Origin of the sequence: Mycobacterium sp. 3519A (genome assembly GCF_900240945.1) — a bacterium.
In the GTDB taxonomy this organism is placed as follows: Bacteria; Actinomycetota; Actinomycetes; order Mycobacteriales; family Mycobacteriaceae; genus Mycobacterium.
The window spans coordinates 2196200-2217933 of sequence record NZ_OESG01000013.1 but is presented as its reverse complement, the minus strand read 5'-3'; the positions used below and the strand labels follow the sequence as shown (position 1 = coordinate 2217933).

Sequence of the window (21734 nt, the reverse complement as noted above, 5' to 3'; positions counted from 1 at the left end):
GCGACGCGATGCAAAAGGCTGGTGTCATGCGAAGCGACACCTACGTGCGGGACATCTCGACGCTGCGAATCACCGATGCCGAGGAGGCCGGCGGCAAGGGCGCGAACATGGGCGAGATGGTCGCGGAAAAGCTTCCGGTGCCCCCCGGCTTCGTGCTGCTGCGCGACTGCTACCGCCACTCGATGCGGGAGGGTGGCGTCGACGGCGAGCTCAGCAAGCTTCATCGGGAGGCCTTGACCGCCGACCCGACGCGTCTGCCCGAGTTGTGCGAGCGGATGCAAGCTCTTGTGCAGAAGGCGGGGGTGACCGAGGCGATCCGCGACGAGATCCTTGCCGCACACCGCCGACTCGGGTCGAACACGGTGGTCGCGGTCCGTTCCTCGGCCACCGGTGAGGATGGCCGCGACGCGTCGTTCGCGGGAATGAACGCGACGATCACCAACGTCAGCGGCGAAGAGGGCCTGATCGATGCGGTGCTCCGGTGCTGGATGTCGCTGTTCAGCCCTCGGGTGGTCACCTACCGCGCCAGCAGGGACTTCACCGGTGATCCCGCCATGGCCGTCGTGGTCCAACAGATGATCGACTCCGAGAAAGCGGGTGTGGCATTCACCGCCGACCCGAGCAACGGCGCTGAGGACCGCGTGGTCATCGAAGGCGCGTTCGGGCTCGGCGAGGTCGTGGTGTCCGGCGAGGTCGAGCCCGACACCTACATCGTGTCGAAGGAGACGCTCGACGTGCTCGACGTCAGGCTGGGGCACAAGGCGTTCAAGATCGTGCGGGGTCCTGACGGGCACGACACGCGGGTAGACCTCGACGCCGCGCAGGCCGATTCGAGGGTTCTCGACGACGGTGAGCTTCGGCGCATCGCCGAACTCGCGATCGCTACCGAACAACACAACGGATGCCCGCAGGACACCGAGTGGGCGATTTCGAAGGGCAACACCTACCTCGTGCAGGCGCGGCCGATCACGACGCTGCGCCATCTGACCGCGCCGTCATCGGAGAAGCATGCGGTGCTGGCCCGTGGGCTCGCCGCCGCCCCAGGAATTGCGTCTGGCAAGGTTCGCGTGCTGGGCAACCCTGACGAGGGCGACCGGTTGATGGCGGGCGAGATCCTGGTCGCGCAGATGACCAATCCCGATTGGTTGCCCACGATCCGCCGGGCGGCGGCGTTGGTGACCGACACGGGCGGCATGACGTGTCACGCCGCGATCGTAGCGCGCGAGTTGGGGGTGCCGTGTGTCGTCGGAACACGCAGTGCCACTCGGGATTTGCACGATGGTACGACGGTCACCGTCGACGGTGGCCACGGCCGAGTGGTGTCAGGGGTGCTGACACCGACGCCGGTCGCGGCCGTTACCGAGCGGCGCGAACCGGCGCTCCAGGCGGAGGTGACGGGCACCAAGGTGTATGTGAACCTGGCCATGCCGGACACGGCGGAAGCTGTTGCGGCGCAGGGTCCTGACGGGGTCGGCCTGCTGCGCGCCGAGTTCATGTTGACCGAGGCGCTCGGTGGGCGTCATCCTCGGGATCTCATGGCCAGTGGCGAGCAGAACCTGCTCGTTGACGGAATGGTGGCATCGGTCGGCCGGATCGCCGCTGCGTTCGCGCCGCGTCCGGTCGTGTACCGCGCAACGGACTTCCGCACCAACGAATTCCGCGGCCTCAAGGGTGGCGAGTCCTTCGAGCCCGAGGAACACAACCCGATGATCGGCTACCGGGGCTGTTACCGCTACATCAAGGAACCCGACCTGTTCGCACTCGAACTGCAAGCTCTGGCGCGGGTGCGGGAACAGTCGCCGAATGTGCACTTGATGATTCCGTTCGTGCGCACCCGGTGGGAGCTCGAGGAATGTCTGGCGTTGGTCGACGCGAGCCCGCTTGGCCGCCAACGTGGACTTCATCGCTGGGTGATGGCCGAGGTGCCGTCGGTGGTGCACTGGCTGCCCGAGTACATCGGGATGGGCATCGACGGTGTATCCATCGGCAGCAACGACCTGACCCAACTGGTCCTCGGAGTCGACCGCGATTCCGACATTTGCGCAGAGCTTTTCGACGAATCCGACCCCGCGGTGCTCGATGCCATCGGCCAGATCATCGCCACCGCACGCAAATTCGGGATCACGTCCTCGCTGTGTGGTCAGGCGCCGTCGACGAAGCCGGCCTTCGCCGAACACCTGGTCCGAATGGGTATCACGTCGGTGTCGGTGAACCCCGATGCCCTCGGTGCCGCTCGGCGGACCATCGCAGCCGCCGAACGGCGCCTGCTCCTGGAATCGGCACGGTAAGTCACCGTGACGACGGCTCTCGGCGAGAAGGCTGTCGACCAACAACACGTCGCCGCAGCCTCCCTCGCCGACGTGATGAACTGGCTGAACACCTCGGCAGACGGGCTCTCGACAGCAGAGGCCGAGGCGCGATTGGCCCGCTACGGCCCGAATTCGGTTCGCAGCCATCGGGTCAGTGCGGCTGCGATCCTGATGCGCCAACTCAACAATGCGGTGCTCGGTCTGCTCGCGGTGACGGCCGTGCTGTCGTTCTTCCTGGGAGACAGCACTCAGGCGGTGATCATCGGCATCATCTTGCTGGTCAGCATCGCGCTGAGTTTCGTCAACGAGTACCGTGCCGAACGCGCGACGGCGGCGCTGCATTCACGTGTTCACCACAACGCGGTGGCGCGCCGTGACGGCCGCCTGACCAAGGTGGACGTCAATGCTCTGGTGCCCGGCGACGTCATCCAGCTCGAGCTGGGCCAGCTCATCCCCGCCGATGTCCGGCTGGTCGAAGTCAACGGCCTCGAGTGCAACGAGAGCATTCTGACCGGCGAGTCCACCGCCACCGAGAAATCGGTCGACTCGACGGCGGGCGATGTGGCGCTCGCCGACGCCAACAACCTGGCCTTCATGGGCACCGTGGTCAGCGCGGGCGAAGCGACCGCCGTGGTGTACGCCACCGGCGCCAGTGCCGAGTTCGGCCGCATCGCGGCGGGATTGGGTGAGCACCAACCGGAAACCGAATTCCAGAGCGGGCTTCGCCGCTTCTCGTACCTGTTGCTGCGCGTGGCCCTCACTCTGACCGTCGTCATCATCGCCATCAACCTGCTGTTGCGACGGCCCCTCATCGATTCCGCGTTGTTTGGCCTCGCCATCGCCGTTGGGATCACTCCGCAACTCCTTCCTGCCGTCGTGAGCACCAGCCTCGCCGCCGGGTCACGTCGGCTCGCGCAACTCAAGGTGCTCGTGAAGCGACTGGTCTGCATCGAGGACCTCGGTGACATCGACATCCTCATTACGGACAAGACCGGCACGCTGACCGACGGGCGCATCAGGTTCATCGAGGCGATCGATCCGACAGGCCGTCAATCGGATTCGGTTCTGCGCCAAGGTCTCATGGCCACCGACGTCGACGTGGAGGCGGGCGGTACGAGTTCCAACGAGATGGATGCCGCGCTGTGGGAGGGTCGACCGGGTATCCGGGGTGTCGCCCGCGTCGCGATGATGCCTTTCGACCACACCCGCAGGGCCACTACTGTCGTCGTCGAGGAGGCGGCCGACCGAACACTGATCACCAAAGGCGCTCCCGAACAGGTGCTGGCCCGGTGCGTCGATACGCCGGACCGTGCCCAGCAGACGCTGGCAGCGCTGTTCGCTGCGGGCAGACGGGTGGTCGCCGTCGCCAGCAAGGGCGCGCCCGGTTTGACGACACTGACGGCTAGCGACGAGTGCGCGCTGACGCTCGACGGCTTCCTTGTGTTCGCTGACAATCCCAAGGCGGCTGCTCGTGACTCCTTGGCCCAGTTGGCGGCGCTGGGCATCGAAGTCAAAGTGGCAACGGGTGACAACCCTCTGGTGGCCGAGATTGTCTGCACCGAACTCGGTTTGGTTTCGAAGGGAACCTTGACCGGCGCAGCCCTTGACCAGATGGATGATGCCGAACTCGATATCGCGGCCCGTGATGGGACAATCTTCGCCAGGATGTCGCCGGAGCAGAAAGCCCGGTTGATCTCGTCGTTGCGACGCACAGGAAGATCGGTCGGTTTTCTCGGCGACGGCGTGAATGACGCCTTGGCGCTGCACTCGGCGGACGTTGGAATCTCTGTGGACACCGCGACAGACGTGGCCAAGGATGCTGCCGACGTCGTCCTGCTCGAAAAGGACCTCGGCGTGCTCGCGGCTGGCGTGGCTGAGGGTCGACGCATTTTCGCCAACACCATCAAGTACGTATTGATGGGCACATCGAGCAATTTCGGCAACATGTTCAGCGCGGCAGCGGCCTCGGCGGTGCTCACTTTCTTGCCGATGCTGCCCAGCCAGATCCTGCTGAACAACTTGTTGTACGACAGCTCCCAGCTGGCGATTCCGACCGACCGGGTCGACGACGAGCAGCTCCATGCCCCATCGCATTGGAACATCGCGTTCATCCGGCGCTTCATGCTGACCTTCGGCCCGATCAGCTCATTGTTCGACTTCCTCACCTTCGGTCTGATGCTGGGTGTCTTGCACGCGGGGCCGGCGCAGTTCCGCACCGGCTGGTTCGTGGAATCGCTCGCCACACAGACGCTGATCATCTTCGCGATCCGCACGCGTCGGGTGCCGTTTCTCCGCAGCCGACCCGGTACCGTGCTGACGCTGGCCGCCTTCGCGGTGGTCGCAGTCGGTATCGCGCTGACGCTGTCGCCGCTGTCGCACCGGCTCGGCTTCATCGCGCTCCCCTGGCAATTCTTCGCGGCGCTGGTGGGTCTCACGGTCATCTATCTCGTTCTCGTCGAGCTCACGAAGACGGCGTTCTACGCCGAACCGATGCGACTGGCCGGCCAGCCACACCGCACCCGCGGGCGGGCACATCGCATCCATCGGCGCGCCGCCAGGTTCAGCCATCCGGGACGTCTGCCGTCACCGACGTAGGAGGTCGAATGTCGATCGAAGAACGGATTTCGCACCGACTGTTGGCCGTGTCCACGCTTGTCGTGCTCACCGTCGGTGCGCTCGCCGCGGGCGGGATCGCCTGGCTGACCGGCTACCGCGATGTTGCCGACTGGTGCTGGATCGCCGGCACACTGGTTGCGCTGATTCCTGCGGTGCTGTGGGTCCTCGCTGCCCTGCGGCGCGGCAGGGCCGGTGTAGACGTGATCGCGGTACTGTCGCTTCTCGGCACGCTGTTCGTCGGCGAGTACGTCGCCGGGGCGTTGATCGCGGTGATGCTCGCCAGCGGGCGCGCACTGGAAGCGGCGGCGGAACGCCGAGCCACCCACGATCTGCGTGCCCTGCTGGAGCACGCGCCACGATTCGCGCGGCGGCGCGTCGGTGCCGCCGTCACCGTGATACCGCTCAACGAGGTGCTCGTCGACGATGTGCTGGTCGTCGCGCCCGGCGAGGTGGTGCCCGTCGACGGCCGGATCCGAGACGAACCTGCAGTGTTGGACGAATCGGTGCTGACAGGCGAATCGCTGCCGGTCGAGCGCGCCCCCGGCGAACCGGTCCGCAGCGGCGTGGTCAATGCAGGCAATGCTTTTGAGCTGCGGGCAACGGCGACAGCGGCAGACAGCACCTACGCCGGCATCGTGCGACTGGCCGAACAAGCAGGAGCGGAAAACGCCCCGATAGTCCGACTGGCGGATCGTTACGCAGCGTGGTTCCTGCCTTTGGCGTTACTGATCGCAGGCGGTGCCTGGCTGGCCAGCGGCTCCGCCGTGCGCGCGGTTGCCGTCCTGGTCGTGGCGACACCGTGTCCCCTGCTACTGGCTGCGCCAGTAGCCATTGTTTCGGGGCTGTCACGCGCGTCGCGTCACGGTGTCGTGATCCGCAGCGGAGGTGCCCTGGAAAACCTCGGTCATGCAACGACTCTGGTGATGGACAAAACCGGCACACTCACCATGGGCCAGCCGAAAGTAGTCGAAATTCTGGCTTCACCAGAACATGACACCACCGAGGTACTTCGCCTCGCCGCATCAGTTGACCAGATGTCGCCACACGTGCTGGCCGAGGCAATTGTCACCGAAGCGCTGGCGCGCGGACTGCGACTGCTGCTCCCCACGGAGGTCAGTGAAGAGGCAGGCCGCGGCGTGACCGCCACGGTCGCCGACCACCGCGTTCACGTCGGCAAGGTGCTCGACGAGGAGATCGACGCGGGTTGGGCGCGCGCAGCGATGAACCGCGCCAGCCTTGACTCGGCGGCCGTCGCTTGGGTTACCGTCGACGGCGCGCTGATCGGTGCCGTTTTGCTGCGGGATCCGTTGCGGCGCACTGCTCCCCGCACTATTCGCCGCTTGCGGGCCGCCGGGCTGAATCGCCTGGTGATGCTGACTGGCGATCGCGCCGAGCCGGCCCGCGAGGTGGCCACGGTGCTCGGGCTTGACGAGGTCTATGCACAGCAGAGTCCGGCCGACAAGGTCGCAGCGGTCCGCACCGAACGGGCCCGTGCGACCACTGTGATGGTCGGCGACGGAGTCAACGACGCTCCCGCGTTGGCCGCGGCGACAGTGGGTGTCGCGATGGGTGCGCGCGGGACGACTGCGTCGTCGGAGGCTGCCGACATCGTGTTGACCACCGACCGGTTGGACCGACTCGCGGACGCGATGGACATCGCACGGTGGTCCAGACGGATTGCGGTGCAGAGCGCTGCGGTTGGCATGGTGTTGTCATTGGTCGCGATGGTGATTGCGGCGCTGGGTTGGTTGCCGCCGGCCGCCGGCGCGTTGTTGCAGGAGGGCATCGACGTCGCAGTCATTCTGAACGCACTGCGTGCACTGCGAGGGAATCCTGACATCGAGATTCTGTTGCCGGCCGAAACCGAAGAGATGCTGCGGCGTTTCGCGGCTGAACACGACGAAATGCGCGACACACTCGCACTGCTGCGCGACGCCGCCGACCGGCTCGCCGCCGGGGCCGACACGGTTGCACTCGAGACATTGGTGCGCGCCAACACCTTCCTGACCGAGCAGATTCTGCCGCACGAACAGGCTGAGGAAACAGAGCTCTACCCGGCCCTGGCACGGCCGCTCGGCAGCGACGAAGCGACGGCGCCGATGAGCCGAACCCACGCCGAGATCCAGCGACTGTCCGATCGGATCGCCACCCACATCAGGCTCGCGCAGGACAGTGGTGCAATACAACCGGACCAAGTGGAGGATCTGCTGGCCTGCCTGTACGGGCTGTACGCGGTGCTGCGCCTGCACTTCCTCGAAGAGGAGGAGAACTACTTCGTCCTCACCGACGATCAACCGGAAGCGGGTTAGGCGGGTGCAGCAGGTTTCCCAGGCGCGGGAACTCCGTTTTCACATGCGCGTCCATGGCGGCCGCGAAGCGAGGCGTGAAGTAGAGCCGGAACAGCGGATCAAACAGCTGGCCACGGCTTCTCCAGCCCACGGTAATCGAATGGCGTATCTCAACACCGTCGTGCTGATCCGTCAGATCCAAGGTCAATCGCGCAGGCAGCCTGATCGCCTTTTTCATACGCCACACAACCTTTCGCCCCGGTTCGACTTCCACGACCACAGCAGCCAGCCGTAAATGATGTGAACCGATCATCTCGTCCATCAACACGACATCGTCGACATGATCGGGGGCACCGACGCGGAGCGTATGCAGCTGAAAGTGAGTGCCCGGCCACCACTTCTGGTATTCGGAGTCAGTGCAGTTGAGTAAGAAACTGATGACTTCTTCTGCTGTCAGGCCACGGACGTGGACTCGGGATTCAATGGTCAACATGATCGGCCTCCGATCTGGGCAAGAGGTCGGCGTACACCTGCCGAAACTTTCCACTACGCGGATGAAGTGCGGGCGGTTCGTCGGCCCTGTCGATCACGACCGTCGTTACACCCTGCGTTGCCAGGAAGTCTTCCAACCGCTTGCGCAACGAAGTCCAGACCGCTAGGGCGTCGGCATCGTCTTGTGCTCCCATCCTCACGATGAGGGTCGACGGCCCGCGCTGAATCAACTGGCAGTTCGCAACGCCGGGCGTTCCCTCTGCCACCGTCGCGAACGCCAACGGCAGGATGCGGATTCGTTCGCCCTGTGGTGTGGCGAAATTCAGTACGTCGTCCGCGCGCCCGTCGACCTCGATCTGCGGGAATGGGCTTCCGCACGCACAGGTGGCAGGGTTGATCGCGACACGATCCCCCAGCTGGTATCGGATGATGGGCTGAATCTTATTGGCAAGGTTGGTTACCAGCACGTCGTCGGAGAGTTCTCCCGGTGCGACCGGACGGTTCTCGGTGTCGACGGGTTCGAGGATGTACCAGTCGCTGTTGACGTGCAGATGCTGCGCGGCGCACTCGTGGGTCAAGCCAACGGCTTCCGAAGATCCGTAGTAGTTGCCGACTGAGCACCCGAACGCTGCGGCTATTGACCGACGCTTCTGGGACGACAGGGTCTCCCCGGCGGCGTTGACCAGTATCGGATGGATGCGCAATCGGCCCGCTTGCTGCTCATGGGCCAATAGTCCGAGGGCGCTCGGATAGCCGCCGAGCACAACGGGCTGAAAGTCGTTGAGGTCTGCGACCAACTCGTCCAGCGGCTCGGATGCGGAGAAGATGCGTTGTGTCTTGCGGCGCCACGGCATCTTTCGGCTACGTCGCGCCATCATCACGTTGCCCAAGAAATGGCCCCCCGCGACGAAAACCGCCGCCAGTCTCCCCCTTCCGCGCACCAGAGCCCACATGCGTCGCGGCGTGAGAAGCGACGCCGGCAGAGAACGGATATAGCCCAACGCGTTGTAAACGGCCAACGCCTCACTGTCGCAGAGCAGTATGGCCGGAACCCCTGTCGAGCCAGAGGTGGTGCAGACGACATACCGGTTCAGGAAGTCGCGGCCGATGTTGGCGGGATCAGCCAGGAAGGACTCCACCCGCGATTTTGTGACCGCCGGGTCGGTCATCCAGTCGTCGAAATGACTCATCAGGTCCGCCTTGTTGACGACGGGTAGTTGCCGAATATCCGAAACATGCTCGGGTAGAAGGCGATAGAGCGACTTGTAGTACAGCGATTGAGCGCGCGCGTAGCCGACGATATCGTCGAGCCGACACTGCTGCCGTCGTGCTATTCCCTCCGACCCCTCGCGAGCCGTCCGATACACGTCCCAGGCCAATCCAACGAAGGTCACGGCGGCGCTCCTAGCGTTCGCAGTGGCCCCGTCGCCAACACATCTTGGCGGCGCCCACGCAGTTCTGCGATGAGGTCATGTTCGAACGCAGGCACCCCGAGTCCGCGGCGCCTCAATTCACGATCGAGCGCCTTGACGAACAGGCCCTGCCCTTCGCGCTGGCAGCCGATGACCGCTCGTTCGTTCATGACATCGCGGGTCAACGCGGCAGCCGGGCAGGCGGCCACGACCTCGAGCGAGAACCTCAGATCAAGCGTCTTGGAGACGCCGCAGGACGGCGACGCGCCGACCCCGACCATGCCTGCGACCGTGAAGCCGGACCGTTGGTAGTCGCAGACATCGCGACCGATCTGCCGTGCCAGACGGAGGTAGATCACCTTGGTCCATAGGACGAAGACGCTGAGCAGACCGGCGCGCGCCGCATAACGCAGCCTGCCCTTCGAGCTGTAAAGCTTTGCGGTGTGGCGCTTGAGGACGCCGCCCCAGGCTAGGCGCTCGGGGCACGGCATCTGATGTATGCCGTGGCCGGCTGCGATCAATTCGTCGACGATCTCGGCCACCGCCCCCGGCCGGGTCGCCCCGCCCGCATACCGGGTGTTCTCGTTCAACAGGCAGTGCGATACCAGGACAACGCTGCGCCCACGCTCGTCACGCAGCTGGTCAAGCAGCCTGCGCGACGGCATACCGCTACCGGACACCCCGTCAACCCGATACGGGATGCAATTCTTCATCCGCGTCGGCACGTTGACCGTCCGTCGCGGGAGGTGCTGACGTCTCCAGCTGCTGTCGCGGTTTGGCCTTCCAGCCCACGTAGCCGAGTGCCAGGCTCGCCGCCGAGTACACCACAGCTTCCGTCCACATATAACCGACGCCCCAACGTCTGCCGAGGAAAACAGGTTCGTTGATGGCGCCAGTCGATGTCGCCACCGCATAGGCCGCGTGCGCGTAAGCGAGCGCGGCAAAGGACCCGGAGAAGAATTTGCACACTTCGCGGTTCACTGTTTCTTCCTTCCACTGCGAGCGATACACCTGTGGACTCAGTCTCTTCGCCGGCAGCGTCTGCGGCTAGGGACCGAAGTCACCCGGACTCGAGCAGTTCGGCACGCAGGAAGCGGCGCAATACAACTGGGCGACCGCAAGTCCCGGTCCTGACAGTTCGTCAGGTCGTTGGTAGCGATTCAGCTTTACGCCGTTGCGCCTCCGCACGTTCGAGATCGCGCAATGCCGCTTCGCGGTGCTCCTCGGCAGCTCGGCGATGCGCGTCGGCGTCGCCCAATCCCTCAACGACAGCCAGCTCGTGGGATTCCGCAGCAAGCTGGTGCGCAATGGCTGCGGCCGCGTGGCAGGCAGCCGCGGCCCGGTGTGCGTCGTCGGCGAGCCTGTGCCCGGCTTCGGCCTGCTGAGAAGCCTCTTCGGCGTCGAGGTGCGTTACGGGTGTGTGCGCCTCGAGTTCTTGCCTGCGCTGATCGAGTTCTCGATGCCTGTGGGCCAGTTGCTCATGTCGTTGTGCGAGTTGCCGATGCCGCTCGGCCAACGCCTCAATGCGTGCCTCGAGCTGATCTTCGAGCCGGTCGTCGAAGTCCTCGTGCGCAGTCATTGGAGGGCCGACTCGCGTGCTGGACCAGGTTCAGGCATGTCATTCGGCGCATACCGCAGCAGAGCGGCCACTCCATCGGCACAGTCGATTCCGTCGATCCGGATTATCGATGCGCCAACGCAGATCGCCGCGAGGGGTACCGCTTCGTCGGCGCGCACCAACCGCCGTGGCGCCTCGCCGAGTTCGGACAGCGCGTCGGCATCCGGGGCGATGGTAGTGCGCTCCTCCCCCGTGACGACGGTTGCATCTCCCAGATCGGCGACGACCAGGATGTCGACGGCTCCCTCACGCAGTGCCGCACACACCACCTCCAGACCTTCCGCGGCGAATCCCGAGTGGCGCTTCGTCTCCGACTCCAGCCGAGTGGCGATTTCGGCGACTCTGCGTTGCCTGTATTGCCGGAAGGCCTCGTCAATCCGATCGCGGATCTCTTCTTCACGGACTCGATGCCCATGCGCTCCGGCATGCAACTGCACAACTCGCTTCCGAATGGCCTCGGGCAGCGCGGTGTGGACGTCGGTCCGTGCACGAACTTCCCCGCAGACGAAAACGAGTTCGGGATCGGATTTCTCGACCAGGTCAGTGATGCGATCAGCTACTGCACGAACGTTCATCCGCATCGCTTCCTCGGCTGAATGCTGCACATCCCCGTAGCCGTTCCATCCCGCGGTCGCCGGCTTGTGCACTGGATAGCCGCCGCCGCCGGCAGTGTCGCGGGAGATCGTGTCATCCCGATGGATCGTGATATCGGCGCCAAGGTGGTCGACGGCAGCGAACAGGTACTGCGGATGTCGCCCAGCGAGCTCCACCAGCGGCATGACGTACGGGTATTCGGACATTCGGACGATGGTTGCCTGTGGTGGGCGCGACAGGTGCTCGTTGACCAGCAACTCGCGGCGGGTCGCGATGATGCCGCGGCCTTGCCGTCCGATCGCGGGGTGGCCGTCCAATATGCCTTGCCGCACCACCGCGATCATGTCTTTGTCGGCTCCGAGGTCTTCGAGTTGCTTGCGCAGATCCCGCCAGATCGCTTCGAGCTGCCCTTGCGGATCCGCGTTGTTACGCGAATCGTCGAAATACACGGAGACGAAGGGGCCCTGTGCGGTGGCGAGGGTTCGAAAGCGTTCGGTCTCGGTGCGCAAACTGTCAAAGGTCATTTGGCCCGCCTCACTTTGACGAAATTCCGAATGCCCAACCGCGCGAATGAGCGTCGATGCCGCTCGGACAGCTCAGGCAGAGCGGTAGACGCGTCGATGACTTCGGGCTCGACAACATCGGATGTGTGCCCACCGACCGTCACCGAGGCCTTGCCGGCAGCGAGCATGTTGCGCAACCAGTCGACCTGAGTGCCGTACGGCAACGGCAGGATGAACCCGTCTTCTGTCGGGTCGATCACCACAGGGGTGGCGTAGCTCCTCCCCGACCGGCGTCCGGTATGGCGGATCACCCCGGCATAGAAGTGCTCATGTCCTGCGAAGCGCAACATCACCGGATTGAGCACGTGTTTGTTGAACGAGCGCACGACGTCTCGGACCGGCCTCAACGTGTCAGTGGTCATGACCGGATGTTGCTCGCGACAAAAGCCGGCGGCACAGGGCCGACCGGATCCGAAGCAAGGGACTTTTGGCATCTCACCAGGCCACCGGCCGTCGGCGCGCCGTGATCGGGACGACTGCCAGGGGCGCAGGTGACTTTCGTCTCTATCAACATCGATTCGGCTGGAAAACCATGAGGACATTGCACATGACGAAAGGGACGACACAATGACGCCGACCTACCGTGAGGAACTGAATCGGGAGGAACTCGAGATCATCGCGTGGCGATTCCTTCGCTCCGAGTTCACCGGTCCGACCTACTCCGATTGGCCGATAGACAGGCGCGTCGACGCTTTCCTCGTCCATTACGGACCCATCGAGCTGATAAACGACGGTTCCGCATATAACGCGCTACTGGAACGGATCATGGCCAACATCGGCGCCGCTCTGCGCAACGGAACTCTGCCGGCGCCGAACAACTAGGAGCTCACCATGACGGTGATCTACAAGACGGCCGACGATTGGCGAATCGCCCCGAACTTGATTGATTACGAACAAACTCGCGCGACTTTCGATTGGTCGACGGCGCCCAACCCGTGCATCGGAATGGGATCCGGGAAGTGCAATATCGCGTACGCAGCCGTCGATCGGCATACCACCAGGGCCAACGCATCCCGCACAGCGCTGCGGTTCGTGTCTGCGACAGGGTGGGACGGCGCAGTGTCAACTCGCGAGCTGAGCTATGCCGAGCTCGGCAGATTGTCGAGGCGGTTCACCAACGTGCTGCGCGCGCTGGGGATCAACAAGGGCGACCGCGTCTTCACACTGATGGGCCGCTCACCCGAGCTGTACATCAGCATCCTTGGCGCGTTGCGCAACGGCAGCGTGGTATCGCCCCTGTTCTCGGCGTTCGGGCCTGAGCCGATCGCGACACGACTGAACATTGGCGAGGCCCGGGTGCTCATCACCACCAAGGCGATCTACCAGAAGAAGATCGACAAGATCCGTAACAAACTGCCCACAGTTGAGCACATCTTCGTCATCGACGATCACAAAGACCACGATGACGCACGCGGAACTCTGAACTTCTGGCATTGGATGGATGCCGCCGACGACAACGCACCGATCGAACCCACCACGGCCGAAGACCCTGCGCTACTTCACTTCACCAGCGGCACCACCGGCACTCCGAAAGGGGCCATACACGTACACGGTGCGGTCAAAATGCACTATCTGACCGGACTGTATGCACTCGACCTCCACGCGGACGACATCTACTGGTGCACGGCGGATCCCGGCTGGGTGACCGGCATGTCATATGGGGTGATCGCGCCACTGCTGCACGGAGTCACGTCGATCGTGGACGAAGCCGAGTTCGACGCCGAGCGGTGGTACCGGATACTGCAGACCCAGGGGGTGAGCGTCTGGTACACCGCCCCGACAGCGATCCGCATGCTGATCAAAGCCGGTCCGGAGCTTGCGGCGCAATTCACTTTCCCGAAGTTGCGATTCATCGCCAGCGTCGGTGAACCGTTGAATGCGGAAGCAGTGTGGTGGGGAAAACGGGTGCTGGGGCTGCCGATTCACGACAACTGGTGGCAGACGGAGACCGGCGGCATCATGATCGCCAACACGCCGGCCTTCGACATCAAGCCCGGCTCGATGGGGCGGCCGCTGCCGGGCGTCGACGCTTACGTGGTGCGACGCCATCAGGACGGCACGGTGTCGGTCATCGACGAGCCCGACATCGAGGGCGAGCTCGCGCTCAAACCCGGCTGGCCGTCGATGTTCCGGGACTACCTCCACCAAGAAGAGCGCTACCGCAAGTCGTTTGCCAACGGCCTCTACCTCACGGGTGATCTCGTCAAACGGGACGCCGACGGCTACTTCTGGTTCGTCGGCCGCTCCGACGACGTCATCAAGTCGGCCGGACACCTGATCGGGCCCTTCGAGGTGGAAAACGCGCTGACCGACCATCCGGCGGTCGCCGAGGCGGCGGTCATCGGCAAACCCGACCCGACCGTCGGGGAACTGGTGAAAGCCTTTGTCACGCTCAAGGACGGGTTCACCGCCAGCGATGAGTTGCGGTTGGAAATCCTCGGCCACGCCCGTAAACGCCTGGGCGCAACCGTGGCGCCCAAGGAGATCGAATTCGTCGACTCGCTGCCGCACACGCGCAGCGGAAAGATCATGAGGCGGCTGCTGAAGGCCCGCGAACTCGGTCTTCCCGAGGGAGATACATCGACCGTCGAGACCGCCAGCGAACCCGACCCGGAGGCGGTGCCGTCATGACCGATCATGCCCTTGCGGTGCAGCTTCTCTCCGATATGGTCCGGGTCCGCCGCATGGAAGAGAAGTGCGCAGAACTCTACGGCGAGACCAAGATCCGCGGCTTCCTACATCTTTACGTCGGCGAGGAGGCGGTCGCGGCGGGGTCGTTGCGGGCTCTTACCCCAGAGGATGCGGTCGTCGCCACCTATCGAGAGCATGCGCATGCGCTGCTTCGCGGTATGCCCATGACGTCGATCATGGCCGAGATGTTCGGCAAGCAGGAAGGGTGCTCACGTGGGCGCGGCGGATCGATGCACTTGTTCGACGCCGACACGCGCTTCTACGGCGGCAACGCGATCGTCGCTGGTGGTTTGCCATTAGCCGTCGGACTGGGGCTGGCCGATGCGATGCAGCACTACAACCGGGTCACCGCATGCTACTTCGGTGACGGCGCAGTGGCCGAGGGAGCGTTTCACGAGTCGTTGAACATGGCCGCGCTGTGGCATCTGCCCGTCCTGTTCTGCTGCGAAAACAATCTGTACGCGATGGGCACCGCGTTGGACCGCGCGCAGTCGCAGACCGACCTCAGCGCGAAGGCGGCGGCCTACAAGGTCCCGACGCTGGCCGTCGACGGGATGGACGTGATCGCCTGCCACGAGGCCGCGCGACAGGGTGCCGACCACATCCGGACGGCTGGCGGTCCATTCTTCATCGAGTTCCGCACATATCGATTCCGAGCGCACTCGATGTTCGACCCGGAATTGTATCGCGAGAAGACAGAAGTCGCGGAGTGGCGCAAACGCGATCCCATCGCACTTTTCAGTGACAAGTGCCTCCAGGACGGCACACTCACGTCCGCCGACATCGCGACCATCGAATCGGAGGCCGACAAGGAGCTCGCTGACGCCGTCGCCTTCGCCGAGGCCGGAACGTGGGAAAGCGTCGACGATTTGGCCCGTGACGTCCTCACTCCTACCGCGGAGACAGTGAAATGAAGACTACCTATCGCAGCGCCGTGCACGACGCTCTACGCGATGCCCTGCGCAGCGACCCTCGCGTCATCCTGATGGGTGAGGATGTCGGCCGATACGGCGGAACCTATGCGGCGTCAAAGGGTTTGCTGGAGGAATTCGGCCCCGAGCGGGTGCGTGACACGCCACTGTCCGAGTTGGGGTTCGTCGGCGTGGGCATCGGCGCCGCACTCGGCGGGTTGCGTCCCATCGTCGAGATCATGACGGTGAACTTCAGCCTCCTGGCCCTGGACCAGATCGTCAACACCGCTGCGGCACTGCGGCATATGTCGGGCGGTCAGTTCTCGGTGCCGCTGGTGGTGCGGATGGCCACCGGCGCCGGCCGTCAGCTTGCCGCTCAACACTCGCACAGCCTGGAATGCTGGTATGCGCACATCCCGGGCATCAAGGTCGTCGCGCCCGCCACTGTGGAAGACGCGTACGGGATGATCGGCACCGCCTTGGCCGATCCTGATCCGGTGGTGATCTTCGAACACGTCCAGCTCTACAACACCTCCACCGACGCGGACTCCCTTTCCGCCACCGACATTTCGCATGCCGCGGTCCGCCGCGAAGGATCCGACGTCACGCTGATCGCATACGGCGGCTGCGTCGCCAAGGCGCTCGATGCGGCCAACGAGCTGTCGTTGGCAGGAATCGATTGTGAAGTGATCGACCTGCGGGTGCTGCGTCCGCTGGATACAGACACCATCTTCGGGTCGATCAGCAAGACCCATCGCGCCGTTATCGTTGATGAGGCCTGGCGCACAGGCAGTCTCGCGGCTGAGGTGAGTGCGAGCATCGCCGAGAACGCCTTCTTCGAGCTGGACGCGCCGATCGCTCGCGTATGTAGCGCCGAGGTGCCGATGCCGTATGCCAAACACCTGGAGCAGGCGGCATTGCCCCAGCCGGACAAGGTCGTCACTGCAGTGCACAGCGTGGTGGGCGAAAAACCATGATCGAATTCAAGATGCCTGCCCTTGGCTCCGATATGGACGAAGGGACGCTCAACGAATGGCTCGTCAAACCCGGTGATCCAGTCACCCGCGGTCAGGTGGTCGCCGTTGTCGAGACCACCAAGGCCGCGGTCGAGGTCGAGTGCTGGCATGAGGGCACCGTTGGTGAACTAGTCGTTCCGATCGGCGAAACCGTGCAAGTAGGAACGGTTCTGGCGACGCTGCTCGAACCGGGCGAGACAGCACAGACCCCGCGTAAACGCCGACACAAATCAACCAAGACGCCCGCGGTCGTCGAGCCAAAGGGGGAGGCGGCTAACCAGCCGGCTCCGGCCGCGGGCCCCCAACCTCATCCTCGGCACCGCCGATGGGTCTCCCCCGCCGCGCGGCGTCTCGCCGCGTCGCTCCACATCGACGTCGAAGACGTCACCGGAACAGGCCCGCAGGGCGCCGTCACGATCAGCGATGTCGAGCACGCCGGGGCCGCGGCGACGAAAACCAAGGCGCCCGAGCCTAAACGGACGACGGCGGATCGCGCCACCGAGATGCGCAGGTCCATCGCCGCGGCAATGAGCCGATCGAAGAGGGAGATCCCGCACTACTACCTGGCCGACGAGATCCCGATGGATACCGCGTCGGCGTGGTTGGCCGGACGCAATGCGCAGCGCTCCATCACCGATCGCGTGCTACCCGCGGTGCTGCAGTTGAAAGCGGTCGCGCTCGCTGCGCAACGATTCGGCGAGTTCAACGGCTTCTGGCGTGAGGACCGCTTTGAGTCGGCGAGTGAAGTTCATGTGGGCGTGGCCATTTCGCTGCGCGGCGGCGGCCTCGTCGCACCGGCGATTCACGATGTGCCGGAGAAGAACCTCGCCGAATTGATGAGCGATCTGTCTGATTTGGTCGCGCGTGCCCGCGCCGGGTCGCTGCGCAGTTCAGAAATGTCCGATCCGTCGATCACGGTCACCAATCTCGGCGATCAGGGCGTCGATACGGTGTTCGGCGTGATCTATCCACCGCAGGTGGCACTCGTGGGTTTCGGTAAACCGGCACAACGAGTCCGTGCCGTCGACGGCGGAATCCGCATCGTCACAACGGTTCAGTCCACGTTGGCGGCCGACCACCGAGCCAGCGACGGCCACCGTGGCGCGCTGTTCCTCGCAGCCGTCAACGAGCTGCTGCAGCAGCCCGAACTTCTAGAGAAATGACCGAAAGATGATGACAAACAACAATATTCGTCGCGAGATCCTGTCAGTGTTGACGACGATCGCCCCCGAGGTCGAAGCCGACGCCATCGACGATGACACGCTGCTGCGAGACCAGGTCGACATCGACTCGATGGACTGGCTGAACTTCCTGATCGGTATCCACAAGCGATTGAACGTCGACATTCCGGAGTCGGACTACAGCTCCCTGCGGACTCTCAGCGATGTTGTCCGTTACGTCGAGCAACGCGCGGCAACTCGTACACCTTAGCTCAGTTGCCCGCAGAAACTGTCAACGAGTCGATGGCCGCTCGCAGTTTCTCGCCGACCTCGTCGGCTACCGGGCGAAGTTCTGCCTCACCCGTAACATCGACGAGCACTTGAGGATCCATCGCCTCGACGAACACCGTGCCACTCTCGTTCGGGTCGGCCCGGACCACGACGTTGCACGGCAACAACAACCCGATCTGGCGGTCGATGCTCACGGCACGATGCGCCAACGATGGGTTGCATGCGCCGAGGATCAGGTAGTCCTCCATGTCCTCGTTGAGTTTGGCTTTCAAGGTCGCCTTCACGTCGATCTCGGTGAGCACCCCGAAGCCTTGCTCGGCGAGCGCATCCCTGGTGTGCCGGACGGCATCGTCGAAGGAAGTGTGTAATGCAGCGGCTACTGCGATACCCATGTCGACTCTCTCTCAGGCGAGCGCCAGGAACAGCTTCTCCAACTCGGCTTCGCTCATCGGCTTGGCGCCGTCGGCAGCCTCTCCGGTCACGCACTCCCGCAAGCCTGTTGCGACGATTTTGAAGCCGGCGCGATCCAGTGCACGCGACACCGCAGCCAGTTGAGTCACTACGTCCTTGCAATCGCGGCCATGTTCGATCATCGAGATCACGCCATCGAGTTGCCCTCGCGCGCGCCGCAGCCTATTGAGCACCGCTGCGATGGCGTCTTCATCACCAACCATGGAGCCACTCCTTTCCAAGCCTGGCAACGATGGTACCCGCCGGGGTATTCCTCACCTGTCACGTCACCCCGGCGGCAACGCTGTGTCTGGCGGCGATCCGACGCAGCGGGCAGTGCGCGTATCGCGCGCACGCAAACGTGATGCCGCCAGCCGCCGCAGTGAATCCGGCGGCGGTGACGCCGAGCAGCGGGTGCACCTCCTCGCCGAGGATGACCGAAGCCATCACCAGGACGAACCAGCCGAACGCCTTGCGCAGCACGGCGGGATTCACGAGGGCGGTCAGCCGGGCTCCCACCAGTGTGCCGATGAGCGCGGCGGCCGTGACGGCGGCGGCAAGCGCCCAGTGAATGTGGACGGTGGTCAGATGACCGGCCAGTCCCGCGATTGAGTTCATGGCGATCACCACCAATGCGGTACCCACGGCGACGGGCATCGACATTCCGCCAAGCAGCGCGAGCGCAGGCACCACCAGGAAGCCGCCGCCTGCGCCCACCAAGCCGGTCACGAGACCGACGGTCAACCCAAGTACCACGATCTTGGCCGCGGGCAGCGATTGGACCGATTCGGCTTCGATGTCTCTGCGGCCCCACACCATTGCCACCGCGGTCGCGATCATGATCACTGCGAATCCGATAAGCAGCACCGTGCCAGGAATGAAGCGCGCCAGCAGTCCGCCGGCATACGCGCCTGCCATGCCCGCGGCGCCGAACATCAGACCGGTGCGCCACTGCACCCGCCCCGCACGTGCATGCGAGACGGCACCGACGGCGCTCGTCATTCCGACGACGAGCAACGAGGTGGCGATGGCCTCCTTCGCGTCCACTCCGGCGACGTACGCGAGCAACGGGACGGTCAGGATCGAGCCGCCGCCGCCCAACAGGCCGAGGGAGACGCCGACGAGCACCGCCAGGGCGACAGTGAGCGCGATCATGACAGCCTGCTCCGGCGCGCGTCCGGGGCGTCGACGAGTTGCGCGACGACCGTGCGCAGATCACAAGTGGCGCCACGGTTGTACGGAAGCCGAGCGAGCAACATGCCCATCGCGCAGGTGTTGGTCAGCGCCGCGAACGACAGGCCCGCTCCTATCGCGAAGGCCACCCATTTGGCGCCGGGGATGACGATGCTGGCCAAGATGCTCACCGCCACGATCAGGCCCGCGGCGAGTCGCACCTGACGCTCCAGGTCCCAGCGCTGAGCGCCCCGGTTGACCGCGAAGCCCTTTGCCTCCCAGGCGGTGATTCCGCCGTCGAGGACGTGCACGTTGGTCAGGCCGGCTCTGCGCAGCGTCTCCTCGGCTTGAGTCGCGCGTTGCCCCGTGCGGCACACCAGCACCACATCCTGGTCCAGGTGCGACAGGATTTCGTCGCGGTGCTCGCGTAGCAGGTCGAGCGGGACGTTGTAGGCGCCGGCCAGGTGGACAGTGTCGAACTCCCCTGGTGTCCGCACGTCTATTACCCGAGGCCGCGCCGCGGAGTTCAGCAGCGCACGCAGGTCAGTTGGATGGATGGCTGGTGTTGTCATCAGGGCCTCCGGTTCTTCTGGATATACCCTTAGGGGTATATTTTGGTTACAGTTATACATACCCCCCGGTGTATTCTCAAGGGGGGGAATAGACATACCCCCTAGGGTACTTGACATACCCGGAGGGGTATCCACAAAATAAGTGGAGTACCCGAGTAACGAGAAGGAAGAACCGATGATTCTCGAGCAGTACTACATCGAGTGCCTGTCGCACGCGTCGTATCTCGTCGGAGACGAAACGACGGGCCGTGCAGTCGTTGTCGACCCCCGCCGCGACATCGACGAGTACCTCGCCGACGCCGCGAAGTTCGGGCTGACAATAGAAGGGGTGATCAACACCCACTTCCACGCCGACTTCGTCTCGGGACACCTCGAACTGGTCGCGGCGACCGGGGCGTGGATCGGATTCGGCGAGGCCGCCGAGACCGACTATCCGATCCGGCGCCTCGCCGATGGGGAGCACATCTCACTTGGCCAGGTCGACCTGGAGATCCTGTCCACGCCAGGGCACACCTGGGAATCGATCAGCGTGGTCGTGCGCGAGCACCCCGGCGAGCGCCCCACGGCGGTGTTGACGGGTGACTCCCTGTTCATCGGCGACGTCGGCAGGCCCGATCTAGTCAACATCGGTGACAGTTCGACCAGTGATCTTGCGCGGGCGATGTACCACACGATCCACGACAAGCTACTGAAGCTGCCCGACGAGGTGACGGTGATGCCCGCGCACGGCGCCGGATCGTCGTGCGGCAAGAACCTGTCGACCGAATTGACTTCCACCATCGGCGAACAGCGCCGCGAGAACCCGTCCGTGCAGCCGATGAGCGAGGCGCAGTTCGTCGAGATGATCACGCACGGACAGCCCGCGGTACCGGCGTACTTCTCGGCAGACGCGGCAATGAACAAGCGTGTGCACCCGCTGCTCGCACCGGCCCGCCGGATCCCGGCGATGAACCCGGCGCAGATCCGACAAGCATTGAGAGACGGTGTGCGCGTGCTGGATGCGCGCAGCGTCGAGGACTTCGCCGCGGCACATCTGCGCGGTTCGGTCAACGTCGGGTTCGACGGGCGGTTCGCCGAGACCGGTGGAATGGTCGCCGAGATCGGCGACCAAATCGCGCTGATCACCTATCCGGGCGACGAGCAGGACGCCGCATTGCGGCTGTCGCGGGTCGGCTCGGACAACGCCGTCGGTTATCTGAACGTGCACCGAGGCGGCGAGTTCCCGACTGAACTGGGCGATCTCGTTCAGAGCTCAACGCGCATCTCCCCGACCGAACTCGACGGCCTACTTGCCGAGGATGCGGTCGTCCTCGTCGACATCCGCAACCCGGGCGAGGTCGAAATGGGCCGCATTCCCGGCTCGACCAACATTCCGCTGGCCCAGCTGCGGAACCGGCAGAACATGCTGCCGAAAGACAGGCCGATCGTGGTGCACTGCGCCGGCGGTTGGCGCTCCAGCGTGGCCGCGTCACTGTTGCGAACACTGGGTTTCGAAGAGGTGTGGGATCTGGCCGGCGGCTACAACGCGTGGGTCACCCAGCACGCACTTACCTAACAGGTTGAACCACAGCGTATTTC

Annotated in this window: 21 protein-coding genes; 10 read left to right on the top strand and 11 right to left on the bottom strand. The window is 64.4% G+C overall.

Features of this window, described 5'->3' with window-relative positions:
• Positions 1 to 26: 26 nt before the first annotated feature.
• Genes ppsA through C1A30_RS18590 form a run of 3 tightly spaced genes read left to right on the top strand, consistent with a single transcriptional unit; the run spans position 27 to position 7234 of the window.
• The gene (ppsA, locus tag C1A30_RS18600; RefSeq protein WP_101950298.1) at positions 27 to 2288 is read left to right on the top strand and encodes a phosphoenolpyruvate synthase; all 2262 of its coding nucleotides are present in this window, start codon (positions 27 to 29) and stop codon (positions 2286 to 2288) included.
• A gap of 6 nt (positions 2289 to 2294) precedes the next feature.
• On the top strand, positions 2295 to 4904 hold the full coding sequence (mgtA, locus tag C1A30_RS18595) for a magnesium-translocating P-type ATPase (RefSeq protein ID WP_255413232.1): 2610 nt from the start codon (positions 2295 to 2297) through the stop codon (positions 4902 to 4904).
• Between the two features lie 8 nt (positions 4905 to 4912).
• Positions 4913 to 7234 (top strand): heavy metal translocating P-type ATPase, encoded by a 2322-nt coding sequence (locus tag C1A30_RS18590; RefSeq protein ID WP_101949638.1) that lies wholly within the window; start codon positions 4913 to 4915, stop codon positions 7232 to 7234.
• On the opposite strand, the gene C1A30_RS18585 is transcribed toward C1A30_RS18590, so the two are convergent.
• From C1A30_RS18585 to C1A30_RS18555, 7 genes are all read right to left on the bottom strand, one after another.
• Complete coding sequence (locus C1A30_RS18585) at positions 7206 to 7706, bottom strand: hypothetical protein (protein WP_101949637.1); 501 nt, start codon at positions 7704 to 7706, stop codon at positions 7206 to 7208. The genes C1A30_RS18590 and C1A30_RS18585 overlap by 29 nt on opposite strands.
• Positions 7693 to 9084 carry a phenylacetate--CoA ligase family protein gene (locus tag C1A30_RS18580; RefSeq protein ID WP_235009979.1) on the bottom strand — a complete coding sequence of 464 codons (1392 nt, stop codon included), beginning with the start codon at positions 9082 to 9084 and terminating at the stop codon, positions 7693 to 7695. The genes C1A30_RS18585 and C1A30_RS18580 overlap by 14 nt, the downstream gene beginning before the upstream one ends.
• 11 nt (positions 9085 to 9095) lie before the next feature.
• Positions 9096 to 9830, bottom strand: a complete 735-nt coding sequence (locus tag C1A30_RS18575; protein ID WP_101949635.1) for a 2-thiouracil desulfurase family protein — start codon at positions 9828 to 9830, stop codon at positions 9096 to 9098.
• Positions 9802 to 10098 (bottom strand): hypothetical protein, encoded by a 297-nt coding sequence (locus tag C1A30_RS18570; protein WP_101949634.1) that lies wholly within the window; start codon positions 10096 to 10098, stop codon positions 9802 to 9804. The genes C1A30_RS18575 and C1A30_RS18570 overlap by 29 nt, the downstream gene beginning before the upstream one ends.
• A 160-nt stretch (positions 10099 to 10258) precedes the next feature.
• Positions 10259 to 10696: a hypothetical protein gene (locus C1A30_RS18565; RefSeq protein WP_235009977.1), complete on the bottom strand. Its 438-nt coding sequence runs from the start codon at positions 10694 to 10696 to the stop codon at positions 10259 to 10261.
• The gene (locus tag C1A30_RS18560; RefSeq protein WP_101949633.1) at positions 10693 to 11853 is read right to left on the bottom strand and encodes a hypothetical protein; all 1161 of its coding nucleotides are present in this window, start codon (positions 11851 to 11853) and stop codon (positions 10693 to 10695) included. The genes C1A30_RS18565 and C1A30_RS18560 overlap by 4 nt, the downstream gene beginning before the upstream one ends.
• On the bottom strand, positions 11850 to 12254 hold the full coding sequence (locus C1A30_RS18555; protein ID WP_101949632.1) for a nitroreductase/quinone reductase family protein: 405 nt from the start codon (positions 12252 to 12254) through the stop codon (positions 11850 to 11852). Before C1A30_RS18555 ends, C1A30_RS18560 begins: the two co-directional genes overlap by 4 nt.
• 205 nt (positions 12255 to 12459) lie before the next feature.
• Here C1A30_RS18555 and C1A30_RS18550 point away from each other — a divergent pair, with 205 nt between their 5' ends.
• From C1A30_RS18550 to C1A30_RS18525, 6 genes are read left to right on the top strand one after another with little or no spacing between them, the layout of a single operon-like run.
• The gene (locus tag C1A30_RS18550; RefSeq protein WP_101949631.1) at positions 12460 to 12714 is read left to right on the top strand and encodes a hypothetical protein; all 255 of its coding nucleotides are present in this window, start codon (positions 12460 to 12462) and stop codon (positions 12712 to 12714) included.
• Between the two features lie 9 nt (positions 12715 to 12723).
• A complete protein-coding gene (acsA, locus tag C1A30_RS18545; protein ID WP_101949630.1) occupies positions 12724 to 14523 on the top strand; it encodes an acetate--CoA ligase in 1800 nt (599 codons plus the stop codon).
• Positions 14520 to 15497, top strand: a complete 978-nt coding sequence (gene pdhA / locus C1A30_RS18540) for a pyruvate dehydrogenase (acetyl-transferring) E1 component subunit alpha (protein ID WP_101949629.1) — start codon at positions 14520 to 14522, stop codon at positions 15495 to 15497. Before acsA ends, pdhA begins: the two co-directional genes overlap by 4 nt.
• Entirely contained in the window at positions 15494 to 16471 is a 978-nt protein-coding gene (locus C1A30_RS18535; protein ID WP_101949628.1) for an alpha-ketoacid dehydrogenase subunit beta, read from the top strand. Before pdhA ends, C1A30_RS18535 begins: the two co-directional genes overlap by 4 nt.
• Positions 16468 to 17673, top strand: coding sequence for a dihydrolipoamide acetyltransferase family protein (locus tag C1A30_RS18530; protein WP_101949627.1), 1206 nt, complete (start codon positions 16468 to 16470; stop codon positions 17671 to 17673). Before C1A30_RS18535 ends, C1A30_RS18530 begins: the two co-directional genes overlap by 4 nt.
• 10 nt (positions 17674 to 17683) lie before the next feature.
• The gene (locus tag C1A30_RS18525) at positions 17684 to 17941 is read left to right on the top strand and encodes an acyl carrier protein (protein WP_101950295.1); all 258 of its coding nucleotides are present in this window, start codon (positions 17684 to 17686) and stop codon (positions 17939 to 17941) included.
• A gap of 1 nt (position 17942) precedes the next feature.
• Here the strand turns inward: C1A30_RS18525 and C1A30_RS18520 are convergent, their stop codons facing one another.
• The 4 genes from C1A30_RS18520 to C1A30_RS18505 are packed head-to-tail and all read right to left on the bottom strand — an operon-like array spanning position 17943 to position 20156.
• Positions 17943 to 18353: a DUF302 domain-containing protein gene (locus C1A30_RS18520; protein ID WP_101949626.1), complete on the bottom strand. Its 411-nt coding sequence runs from the start codon at positions 18351 to 18353 to the stop codon at positions 17943 to 17945.
• Positions 18354 to 18365: 12 nt separating this feature from the next.
• Complete coding sequence (locus C1A30_RS18515; RefSeq protein ID WP_101949625.1) at positions 18366 to 18635, bottom strand: metal-sensitive transcriptional regulator; 270 nt, start codon at positions 18633 to 18635, stop codon at positions 18366 to 18368.
• A 58-nt stretch (positions 18636 to 18693) separates the two neighbouring features.
• The gene (locus C1A30_RS18510; protein WP_101949624.1) at positions 18694 to 19566 is read right to left on the bottom strand and encodes a sulfite exporter TauE/SafE family protein; all 873 of its coding nucleotides are present in this window, start codon (positions 19564 to 19566) and stop codon (positions 18694 to 18696) included.
• Entirely contained in the window at positions 19563 to 20156 is a 594-nt protein-coding gene (locus C1A30_RS18505; protein ID WP_200828295.1) for a rhodanese-like domain-containing protein, read from the bottom strand. The genes C1A30_RS18510 and C1A30_RS18505 overlap by 4 nt, the downstream gene beginning before the upstream one ends.
• A 175-nt stretch (positions 20157 to 20331) precedes the next feature.
• On the opposite strand from C1A30_RS18505, the gene C1A30_RS18500 reads away from it, so the two are divergent.
• Positions 20332 to 21711, top strand: a complete 1380-nt coding sequence (locus C1A30_RS18500) for an MBL fold metallo-hydrolase (RefSeq protein ID WP_101950294.1) — start codon at positions 20332 to 20334, stop codon at positions 21709 to 21711.
• The last annotated feature ends 23 nt before the right edge of the window (positions 21712 to 21734 follow it).

Coding starts and splice junctions, on each gene's coding strand:
- C1A30_RS18525 (WP_101950295.1), top strand. CDS start 17,684: ATGACAAACAACAATATTCGTCGCGAGATCCTGTCAGTGTTGACGACG.
- C1A30_RS18515 (WP_101949625.1), bottom strand. CDS start 18,635: ATGGTTGGTGATGAAGACGCCATCGCAGCGGTGCTCAATAGGCTGCGG.
- acsA (WP_101949630.1), top strand. CDS start 12,724: ATGACGGTGATCTACAAGACGGCCGACGATTGGCGAATCGCCCCGAAC.
- C1A30_RS18575 (WP_101949635.1), bottom strand. CDS start 9,830: ATGAAGAATTGCATCCCGTATCGGGTTGACGGGGTGTCCGGTAGCGGT.
- ppsA (WP_101950298.1), top strand. CDS start 27: ATGCGAAGCGACACCTACGTGCGGGACATCTCGACGCTGCGAATCACC.
- C1A30_RS18505 (WP_200828295.1), bottom strand. CDS start 20,156: ATGACAACACCAGCCATCCATCCAACTGACCTGCGTGCGCTGCTGAAC.
- pdhA (WP_101949629.1), top strand. CDS start 14,520: ATGACCGATCATGCCCTTGCGGTGCAGCTTCTCTCCGATATGGTCCGG.
- C1A30_RS18550 (WP_101949631.1), top strand. CDS start 12,460: ATGACGCCGACCTACCGTGAGGAACTGAATCGGGAGGAACTCGAGATC.
- C1A30_RS18555 (WP_101949632.1), bottom strand. CDS start 12,254: ATGACCACTGACACGTTGAGGCCGGTCCGAGACGTCGTGCGCTCGTTC.
- C1A30_RS18585 (WP_101949637.1), bottom strand. CDS start 7,706: ATGTTGACCATTGAATCCCGAGTCCACGTCCGTGGCCTGACAGCAGAA.
- C1A30_RS18510 (WP_101949624.1), bottom strand. CDS start 19,566: ATGATCGCGCTCACTGTCGCCCTGGCGGTGCTCGTCGGCGTCTCCCTC.
- C1A30_RS18590 (WP_101949638.1), top strand. CDS start 4,913: ATGTCGATCGAAGAACGGATTTCGCACCGACTGTTGGCCGTGTCCACG.
- C1A30_RS18520 (WP_101949626.1), bottom strand. CDS start 18,353: ATGGGTATCGCAGTAGCCGCTGCATTACACACTTCCTTCGACGATGCC.
- C1A30_RS18560 (WP_101949633.1), bottom strand. CDS start 11,853: ATGACCTTTGACAGTTTGCGCACCGAGACCGAACGCTTTCGAACCCTC.
- C1A30_RS18530 (WP_101949627.1), top strand. CDS start 16,468: ATGATCGAATTCAAGATGCCTGCCCTTGGCTCCGATATGGACGAAGGG.
- C1A30_RS18535 (WP_101949628.1), top strand. CDS start 15,494: ATGAAGACTACCTATCGCAGCGCCGTGCACGACGCTCTACGCGATGCC.
- C1A30_RS18500 (WP_101950294.1), top strand. CDS start 20,332: ATGATTCTCGAGCAGTACTACATCGAGTGCCTGTCGCACGCGTCGTAT.
- C1A30_RS18565 (WP_235009977.1), bottom strand. CDS start 10,696: ATGACTGCGCACGAGGACTTCGACGACCGGCTCGAAGATCAGCTCGAG.